We start from the raw sequence: 9,676 nt of genomic DNA on the forward strand, positions 1-9,676 counted from the left end.
GTGAAACCCGTAAAGGGAGGGGAGAATTCCGATGGCAGAGAGCATGGAGAAACGCTACCAGGAACGCCTCAAGCGTTACGTGACCGCCCTGCGAAACAAGAAGCCCGACCGCGTGCCGCTCCGGCCGTTTGTTGCCGAGTTCACCGCGAAATACGCCGGGTACACCTGCCAGCAGGTAACGCACGATTTCCAGCAGGCGTTCGATGCGGTGTGCAAGTGCGCCATCGATTTCGACTGGGACGCCATGGTTCCCAACATGGTGTACGTGTGGACGGGACTCAGCCAGGCCATCGGGTTGCGCTACTACGGCACGCCCGGCATCGATGTGCCCACCGACACAGGGTTTCAGTATCTCGAACCGCCCCACGGCGAGGAATTCATGCGGGCCGACGAATATGACGCTCTGATCGCCGACCCGACGGGCTTCCTGTTCAACACGTGGCTGCCGCGGGTTTCGAAGGACATCGTGAAACCCGGCGAGCCGAGCACCTTCCGCAGCAACATGGCGTTACTCAAGGGCGGCATGGCCATGTGGAACTATTTTGTGGGGTTCGGGGCTCAAGGGCAACGCATGCGGGCCGAATGCGGCATGCCCGGCGCCATCGCGGGCATTCTCAAGGCGCCCCTGGACATCCTGGGCGACAAGCTGCGCGGGTACGTCGGGCTGAGCATGGACTTGTTCGAGCGGCCTGACAAGGTCAGGGCGGCGTGCGAAGCCCTCGCGCCGCATCTCCTGAGCGTGGCGCTGGCAACCTCCGACCCCGCAAAGAATGTTCCCATTACCATCTGGATGCACCGGGGATGCGTGCCGTTCATCTCGAAGGAAAAGTTCGAGACGCTCTATTGGCCCACGCTGAAGCCCATCATCGAGGCGATCTGGGCATCCGGCCACCAGGTCTTGTTCTATGCCGAGGGCGACTGGAACGCCCATCTCGAAGCATTCGCCGAACTTCCCGCGGGAAGCATCGTTTATCACGTCGACAAGGCGGACATCTTTGAGGCACACAAGGTTCTCGGAAACCGGTTCTGCATCACGGGGGGTATTCCAAACTATCTGCTGACGTACGGCACGCCGGCCCAGGTGAAGGACCGGTGCAAGAAGGTCATTGACGAGGTGGGCGCGGACGGCGGGTATGTCATGGATGCCAGCGCCATTATTCAGAACGACGCCAAGGTCGAGAATGTGCGCGCCATGACCGAGTTTACACGCGAATACGGCGTGTACAAGGGCGGAGTATCAGAGCCCACCGACAACGCCGAGTGGAAGAAGACCTCGCCTCCCGCGTCGCCGCCGCAAGTGGGCCGGACCGTCAGGCGCCCCCCCGGCGTGTGCATTCCGTGGGAGGAGAAGCTGGCCGAACTGCCGCCCATCCAGGGCGATGCCGCGTTGGTGAAGCGAATCTGGGAAGATATCGACGCGCTGGGCTTCACCTTCATCATGCACTGTCTAGTCTCGTTTTAGAATGAGCGAAAGGCGCTCCGTCAGGAGCGGGCAGGACGCCTGTGGCTATATCGCGAATAGTACATACGCGCCGCGGCTTTCTGAAGCGTCTCGCCGCGTCCGCGCCGGTTGTCGTGTCCGCGCGGGCATGGGGCGGGGCGGGCGCCGTGCGTCCGGGCAACCGCATCACGCTCGGGTTCATCGGCACGGGCAGCCAGGGCGTCGAGGCCAACCTCGCCATGTTCATTCAGCAGGCGGACGCCCAGGTCGTGGCCCTGTGCGATGTGGATTCCCAGCGGCTCAGAGGCGCCGAGGAGACTACGAACCGCTATTACGCAAAAACCACGCGGTCGGGGGCGTATTCAGGCTGCCTCACGACTACGGACTGGCGGGAGATCGTTGCGCGCGACGACATCGACGCCGTCGTGGTATCGACTCCCGACCATTGGCACGTGATTCCCTCGGTGGCGGCCGCGAAGGCCGGCAAGGACGTCTTTTGTGAGAAACCGCTGACGCTTACCGTCCGCGAGGGCCGGGTGCTGAGCGATACGATGAAACGGTACGGCCGGGTCTTCCAGACCGCCAGCGAGAACCGCTCCAAATCCAATTTCCTCCTGGCCTGCGAATTGGTTCGTAACGGGCGCATCGGCAAGCTTCTCAAGATCACCACGGAACTTCCCAAGGGTCACAGCGTCCAGGGGGGATACGGTGCCAATCCTCCCGCGGAACCCGTGCCGGAGGGATTCGATTTCGACATGTGGCTGGGTCCCGCGCCGGAAGCCTACTACACGCCGGCGCGGTGCCACTGGAACTTCCGCTGGATCCTCGACTACTCGGGCGGCAATCTCACCGATTGGGGCGCTCACATCAACGATATCGCCCAATGGGCGAATGATTCCGAGCACACTGGTCCCGTAAGCGTCGAAGGGCACGGCGTGTTTCCGCATGGCATGCTCTATAACGCCCCGACCCACTGGGAAATCACCTATGAATACGCCAACGGCGTCATTCTGGTGTGCAGGAGCGGCACGCCGGGCATCCGGTTCGAGGGCGCCGAGGGATGGCTCTGTTGCGGTTGGGACACCATTGAGGCCAGTTCGCCCCGGCTGCTGCAGGAACCCATCGGCCCGAACGAGATCCGGCTGCGGACATGTCCCCAGCGCGAGCAGCGGGATTTTCTGGACTGCGTAAAGACCCGCGAGGACACGTATGCGCCGGCGGAAACCGGGCACCGCTCGATTACCATCAGTCACATCGGGCTTATCGCGATGACCCTCGGCAGAAAGTTGCGGTGGGACCCGGACCGGGAGCGGTTCGTGAACGACGTCCAGGCCAACTTGATGCTGGACCGGCCGAAGCGGGCGCCCTGGACCATTGGATAGTTGGTGCATCGCGGCGCAAGCCGCCCAAGCGAGGTATGCAGCCATGGGAGATCGAGGATTCGTGACAGCAATCGGGATTATGGCCGTTCTTCTTGTGACGGCGTGGAGCGACGCGTCAGGCGCGGGTGAAGCGGCTCCCGAAGGAGCGCGCGGGCTCATTGGCACGGACTTCTCGGCGTGGGCTGGCGACACGGGGGAGTGGTTTGCCGCAAGAGATGCCGTGCTTGATCCCGCCGACGCCAAGAAGCTGACGGGGGTGCCGGGCGCCGGCATCGTCTTGAACGGTCCTACGGGCAACACGAAGCACCTGGTCAGCAAGGAAGAATTTGGGGATGTGCGGGCGCACATCGAGTTTGTAGTGCCGCGCGAGTCGAACTCGGGCGTCTATTTTCAAGGGCGGTACGAGATCCAGGTGCTCGACAGCTGGGGCGTCGCGGAGCCGCAGTACTCCGATTGCGGCGGCATCTACCAGCGCTGGGACGAAAGCCGCGAACCCAAAGGTTATGAAGGGGTTCCGCCTCGCGTGAACGCTGCCAGCCCGCCAGGCGTGTGGCAGCGGTTCGATGTCATCTTCCGCGCGCCCCGGTTTGATGCTGGCGGCAACAAGATTGCCAACGCGCGGTTCGAGCGTGTTATCCATAATGGCCAAGTCGTTCACGATGCCCAAGAGGTTAGCGGGCCGACGCGCGCCAGTCTTTACGGCGACGAAAAGGCACTTGGCCCCTTGATGCTGCAAGGCGATCACGGCCCCGTGGGCTACCGCAACGTGTGGATGCTGCCGTTCGGCGGAAAGGAGGTCCGCATGTTTCCGTTCTTCGCGATGGACACTGGCACCAAGGACGCGGAACGCGATACTCCCGAGAAACAGGCCGCCATGCTCGAACAGCTGGGCTACGACGGGAAAGACGTTTCCGGCGTAGCCGGTGTTGAAGAAATGCTGCGCGCGCTGGACGCTCACGGCTTGCGGCTGTTCGGCGTTTATGAAAGCGTCAGCATCGACCCCGGCGAATTCGACGCTGCGGCCTGGGAACCCGCGATGAGATTGCTCGAGGGGCGCGAAACCGTCCTCTGGACCCCCCTGTTGAGCAAGAAATACGGTGTATCGTCCACCGACGGCGATGCGGATGCGGTAAAAGCCGTTCAGTCGCTTGCGGACACGGCGGCGAAGTACGGGCTCCGTATCGCCATTTATCCTCACACGGGTTTCTGGGTCGAACGCGTAGAAGATGCGGTGCGTGTTGCCGAGAAGGCCCAGCGTCCCAACGTTGGCGCGACCTTTAACCTATGCCATTGGCTTATGGTCGATGGGAAAGATTTGCGCCAGCGTCTCGAGGCTGCTGGGCCGTACCTGTTCATGGTCACCATCAACGGGGCTGACCCGGGGAATAGCTGGAACGAGCTGATCCAGACCCTCGACCGGGGTTCGGTCGATGTGGGCCAAGTGCTTGATATTCTTCAGGAAACGGGCTATCAGGGGCCGATTGGTCTTCAAGGGTACGGCATCGGCGGCGACGTGCGCGAAAGCCTGACCCGCTCGATGGGCGCGTGGCGGAAACTGTGCGGGATTGAGGGATAGGGCCTGACGCAGTGCCCCAGGAGGAAGTCCAGGAATTAGGGGCCTGTAAGCGGGTGTTCGCGCAAGAGAGCCCCTGATTTGGGGCGAAGTGAACACGCGGAGGCTGGCGCAATATTCCGCAGACGGGGTATTTCCCGCTGCCCACGCTCTTTTGCCATACTATTGCCAGCCGAGGCCAAATGATCCCTATGACCTTACAGCGAAAGACTCTTATCATTATCGGCGTCACACTGGTATGCCTTCTGGCAGGGCTGTACCTGGTGTCCCGGTATGTCTTGTTGCGCGGATTCGACGATTATGAGATGACCCGTGCCCGCCGCGAGACCGAGATGATCCGCCGCGCCTATCTGTCGCGGCTCCAGCAACTGGACGTACATCTTCAACAACTGTCCGCGTGGGATGCCATGGCCGCCTATGTGCAACATCCGGATACGGACTTCGAGGAATCCAACTTTGTTGACAGCGCGTTTGAGTCTCTGGGCCTGAACGTCATTCTTGTGCTGGATCCCGAAGGGAACGTTGTCTTTGCCCGCGGATACGACATGCTCGAACGCCGGACCCAACCCGTTTCTCAGGCTTTTCTTCGTGCCGTTGGATCGACTCCCGAGTTGCGCGGGCACACTTCCCCGGAATCGGCGCATTCGGGACTTGTCGATTTGCCCGAGGACCCGATGCTGGTTGTTTCGCGCCCTATTGTGTCCAGCGATTTCGAAGGCCCTGTTCGCGGCACTCTGATTCTCGGCCGCTATGCTGACGGCAGTCTTGCCGCGCAAAGCGGCGAGTTTCTCGAGCGCAAAGTCACGGCATTGGACTGGGAGGCCACCCCTCCACCCCTTCGAGCGCAACTGGAGGAGCCAGGCGGCATCTGCGCCCAAGCGCTGGATGACCTTGTGATGGCGGCGTACGCCCGTATCGAAGACATGAAGGGCGCCCCGGTGCTGACGCTGTATGCCGAATTGCCGCGCGATATCCACGTCGCAAAGGTCATCACGGGCCAGACGCTCCTTTTATCGTTGCTCATCACAAGCATTGTTTTTGGGACGGTGGTCATTGTTCTGCTCCGGTATTCCGTTCTTTCCCGTGTTGCTTCGCTGGAAAACGAGGTCCGCGGAATTGCCGGTTCCGGGGACGCTCGCCGCCGCGTAGTCCTGCGCGGCAACGACGAACTCGCCCGCCTGGCCGAATCGGTTAACAGCATGCTGGAAGCTCTCGAAGCTTCACGGGAAGCGCTGCGTTATAGCGAAGAGACTTCCCGCGCGCTGATGAATGCCACCCTGGATTCCGCCTTCCTTGTGAAACGCGACGGCAGGATTGTTGATGTGAACGACGCCGGAGCGCGCAGATTGGGTATGAACCGTGAGGAGATCACCGGAGCGAATTTCCAGGACTTGTTCCAGCCGGCCTTGGCCGATTCGCGCATGGCCAGAATACAGGAGGCATTCGAGTCGAGGCATCCCGTGCGCTTCGAAGACCGGCGCGGCGACGTGTTCTTCGATGTGACGCTCTATCCTGTCGAGAGCGGGGACGGCCAGACCGAGCAGTTGGCGCTGTTTGCGCACGACATTTCGGAAATCAGGCAGGCGGAACAAGCGCTGCGCGAAAGCCGCGCCCGGTACAAGCAGCTGGTCCAGGGTGTGAACAGCGTCGTTCTGCGGTGGGACCCGCAAGGCCGAATCACGTTCATGAACGAATACGGGCAGGGCTTTTTCGGCTGGCCGTGGGAAGAACTCGTTGGACATTCCGTCGTGGGCACGATCGTGCCGGAAACGGATGCCGCCGGCAAAGATCTGCGGTCCATGGTGGCCGACGTTTTGCGTAATCCGGAGAAGTACGTTACGCAGGAAAACGAGAACATCAAGAAGAACGGTGAACGGGTCTGGATGTCATGGAGCAACCGGCCAATCTTTGATGACGATGGCAACCTTGTGGAGATTCTGTCCATCGGCAACGATATTTCGCGCCGCCGGCGCGCCGAGCAATCCCTTCTTCGCCGGGTCCAGATGGAAGAATTGGTTGCGGCGGCATCTTCGCGTTTCTTGCGCGTTACCAGCACCGGCCTGAGAGATACGGTGGACGAAGTGTTGGGGTCCATGGCGCAATTTGTAGGCGCGGACCGGGCCTACATCTACGTGATGACCGAGGGCAAGACCAGGCTGGACATGATTCATGAATGGTGTGCGCCCGGGATCGCCTCGTTTGAGATGGAGAATACCGCTCTGGACCCCGGCGTTTTCCCTTGGTTTGCTCACACGATTGTCTCCGAGGGCGCGGTAAACGTGCAGGAAGTCGGGGCGCTGCCGGAAGCCGCCGCGCGCGAAAAGGAGGCGTTGCTTTCCCACGGCGTCCAGAGCCTTCTCGATGTACCCATGCTTTGGCACGGCGAAATCTTCGGTTTGCTGGGGTTCAGTTCCATATCGCGAAAGGTGGCGTGGGCCCAGGATGATATCCGCCTCCTCAAGGTGGTGGGCGGAATCCTCGTTGCCGCGTTTCGGCGTGCGCGCGCCGAAGACGCCGTCCTGCTGCAGAACCGCCGTCTCGAGACGCTGCTGCAACTGCAGGAGATGACCGACCCTTCGCCGCGGGTAATGAGCTCCGTCGTGCTGCGAAGCGCCGTCGAAGTGACACGAAGCGCGTTCGGGGTCATGGGGCGCTTCGAGCCAGCGACCGGCGCGTTTGTGCTCGAACAAAGCGCCTCCCAGGAAAAACTCGAAAACGAGATGCCTTGGGCGCGCATCGAACCCGCTCTCGCCGACGAGGGTCTGTGGGAGACTTTGCAGCGCACGCGCAAGCCCGTGACGCTGCAAGGCGAAACGCTTCCGGCAGCGTGCCGGGATGTCTTCGTGCGGTTTCTGGCCGTGCCCATCATCGAGGGCGACCTGGTGGTGTCCGTAGCCGCCGTCGCCAACAAAGCGTTCGACTACGAAGACACGGACGTGAGCCAGTTTCAATTGCTTATGACCAGCGCCTGGAATCAGATCAAGCGCAACGAAGACAGCGCCTGGATCCAGCGCGAGGTCGACGAAATCGCCAATATTCAGCGCGCCCTCCTGCCCCATTCCATGCCGACCGTGCGCGGGATGCGCGTGCGCGCCTTTTCGTCGACGTTCGACCGCGCGGGCGGCGATTACTACGACGTGCTTCCCGTTGGAGCAGCCCCTGGCGCCGACCTGAAGAAACATTCCCGCTGGCTTGTGCTCATTGCCGACGTGTCCGGCCATGGCCCCTCTTCCGCTGTTATCGTGACCATGCTTTCGACCTTGCTGCGGGTCCGCTGCGGAGAAGATTCCAAGCCCGCGAGAATCTTCAACTATCTCAATGAATATCTCATGGCGCACACGGTGAGGCAGACTTTCGTGACGGGGTTCCTCGCCATGATCGACCTCGACGCGCGCACCGTGGTTTATTGCAATGCGGGCCATAATCCCCCCCTTATTCGAACGCCGGACGGCACGGTCGCCGAACTCGAGCATACGGGCGACATCCCGTTGAGCGTCCTGGGGGACTGGACCTACTCCGAACGGACGCTCACGATCGAGACCGGCTCGACCCTGTGGTTGTACACGGACGGCGTAGTGGAAACGTTGTCTCCGAGCGGCGAGGCGTTTGGTGAGAAGCGTTTGCGCGACGCCATCGGCCATCTCGAAGGGGAATCCTCGCGAGCTGTGGCGGAACTGGTTGGCATGCTTCGCGCGCACGAAGCCGGGCGGCGCCCGAACGACGATCAGGTGATTATGCTTGTTGAATTCACGTAGGCCCGGGCGGCTTTGCTACCGGGCCACGCTGCGGCCCTCTTCACGATACTTGTCCATCAACTTGGACAGGTGCGCCACGATTTCCGGGTTCGATTCATACAGGTTGGTGGTTTCGCCGATGTCCTCGGCGAGATTGAAGAGTTCTCCGGGTATCTGGCGGGGGTTTCGGGGTTCGCCGCCGCCGTACCGGCGGCTCAAGTTTCCCTCGCCGTCGCCGAAGATGAGTTTCCAGTCGCCCTGCCGTATCGACAAATGCGCCACGAGGGCCTCGCGGATCCCGCCCTCGCAGGGTTCGCCCAGCATGGCCGGCAACACGTTGTAGCTGTCCTCGCCCGCGTTCTGCGGGAGTTCTGTTCCGACAATGGCCGCGAACGTCGCCAACATGTCCGTGAAGCAGATGAGCTCGTTTGAGACGCTGCCTTGTGGGATGATGTTCGGCCACCGCGCGACAAAAGGCATGCGATGCCCGCCTTCGTATGAATCCGATTTCATTCCGCGAAGCAGGCCGGTGGAACGGTGCCCGTAGCGGGCTACGTCGGCCGCAAACCAAACGGGGCCGTTGTCGCTGGTGAAGATGACGAGGGTGTTCTCTTCCAGCTCCAATTCTTCTAGCGTTTTCAAGACCGTCTCAACCGCGGAATCCACTTGTGCGACGAAATCTCCATAATCGCCGCAACCGCTCATGCCCTTGAATGAGCCGGTGGGCAGCCAGGGCGTATGCGGCGCCGCCAGCGCGAAATAGACAAAGAAGGGGGCATTTCCTTGTTGTGCGCGGTGTTCCCGGATGAAGCCCGTCACCTTCTCCGTAAACAAGGGCAGTACATCTTCGTGTTTGAAGCCGGGCGCAATACCGCCTTCGCGCCAGAACGCCCCCTGAACCGGGGTCACGTTCGGACTGCTGCTTGCCTGAATGTGTTCCGCCGGAGCCGCCACGCACCGGTCATTCTCGATATAGTAGTAAGGGGGGATGTCGAGCGATGCGTGCATGCCGAAGAAGTAGTCGAAACCGTGGTCGATGGGACCGCCCCGCATAGGCTTGCTGAAATCGAGCTTTTCGGCCTCGCCCTCCAATCCGAGGTGCCATTTGCCGATGCACGCAGTGTGGTATCCATTTTGTTTCAACAGCGAGGCAATGGTCATCCGGCCGTTCTCGATGATGCTGTGCGTTACATCGAGCGTGGTACGGAACGGGTACCGGCCGGTTAGCAGCCCGTACCGCGACGGCACGCACCAGGCCCCCGGCGCATGAGCGTCCGTGAACCGGACCCCTTCCCGGGCAAGACGGTCGATGGCGGGAGTCGGGGTCTTCGAATGGGGGTTGAAGCATCCGGGATCGCCGTATCCCATGTCATCGGCCATGATGAATACGATGTTCGGGCGGCGAGGCACGCGCGTGCTCGAGCCCGCCGCGCGGCTGCGGGCGCAGCCGCCGCTGACGAAGGCGGCCGAAAGCAGGACGGAGGTCTTCAGAAAGCTGCGGCGGTTCAATGTATCCATGTCCGAATCCCCCTCTCATGCGGCCTCA

5 protein-coding genes are annotated in these 9,676 nt (G+C 61.6%); 4 read left to right on the forward strand and 1 reads right to left on the reverse strand.

Annotated features, from left to right (window positions below; translation table 11 throughout):
* Nucleotides 1–31 precede the first annotated feature (31 nt).
* From PLJ71_16360 to PLJ71_16375, 4 genes are all read left to right on the forward strand, one after another.
* On the forward strand, nt 32–1,462 hold the full coding sequence (locus tag PLJ71_16360) for a uroporphyrinogen decarboxylase family protein (GenBank protein ID HQM50262.1): 1,431 nt from the start codon (nt 32–34) through the stop codon (nt 1,460–1,462).
* Between the two features lie 41 nt (nt 1,463–1,503).
* Complete coding sequence (locus PLJ71_16365) at nt 1,504–2,823, forward strand: Gfo/Idh/MocA family oxidoreductase (GenBank protein ID HQM50263.1); 1,320 nt, start codon at nt 1,504–1,506, stop codon at nt 2,821–2,823.
* A gap of 43 nt (nt 2,824–2,866) precedes the next feature.
* Complete coding sequence (locus PLJ71_16370) at nt 2,867–4,399, forward strand: DUF1080 domain-containing protein (GenBank protein HQM50264.1); 1,533 nt, start codon at nt 2,867–2,869, stop codon at nt 4,397–4,399.
* A 188-nt stretch (nt 4,400–4,587) separates the two neighbouring features.
* Complete coding sequence (locus tag PLJ71_16375) at nt 4,588–8,151, forward strand: SpoIIE family protein phosphatase (GenBank protein HQM50265.1); 3,564 nt, start codon at nt 4,588–4,590, stop codon at nt 8,149–8,151.
* A 15-nt stretch (nt 8,152–8,166) separates the two neighbouring features.
* Here PLJ71_16375 and PLJ71_16380 read toward each other — a convergent pair whose 3' ends face one another.
* The gene (locus tag PLJ71_16380) at nt 8,167–9,648 is read right to left on the reverse strand and encodes an arylsulfatase (protein HQM50266.1); all 1,482 of its coding nucleotides are present in this window, start codon (nt 9,646–9,648) and stop codon (nt 8,167–8,169) included.
* Between the last annotated feature and the right edge of the window lie 28 nt (nt 9,649–9,676).

The sequence above is a fragment of the Candidatus Hydrogenedentota bacterium genome (assembly GCA_035416745.1).
In the GTDB taxonomy this organism is placed as follows: Bacteria; Hydrogenedentota; Hydrogenedentia; order Hydrogenedentales; family SLHB01; genus UBA2224.

Coding starts and splice junctions, on each gene's coding strand:
- PLJ71_16360 (HQM50262.1), top strand. CDS start 32: ATGGCAGAGAGCATGGAGAAACGCTACCAGGAACGCCTCAAGCGTTAC.
- PLJ71_16370 (HQM50264.1), top strand. CDS start 2,867: ATGGGAGATCGAGGATTCGTGACAGCAATCGGGATTATGGCCGTTCTT.
- PLJ71_16375 (HQM50265.1), top strand. CDS start 4,588: ATGACCTTACAGCGAAAGACTCTTATCATTATCGGCGTCACACTGGTA.
- PLJ71_16380 (HQM50266.1), bottom strand. CDS start 9,648: ATGGATACATTGAACCGCCGCAGCTTTCTGAAGACCTCCGTCCTGCTT.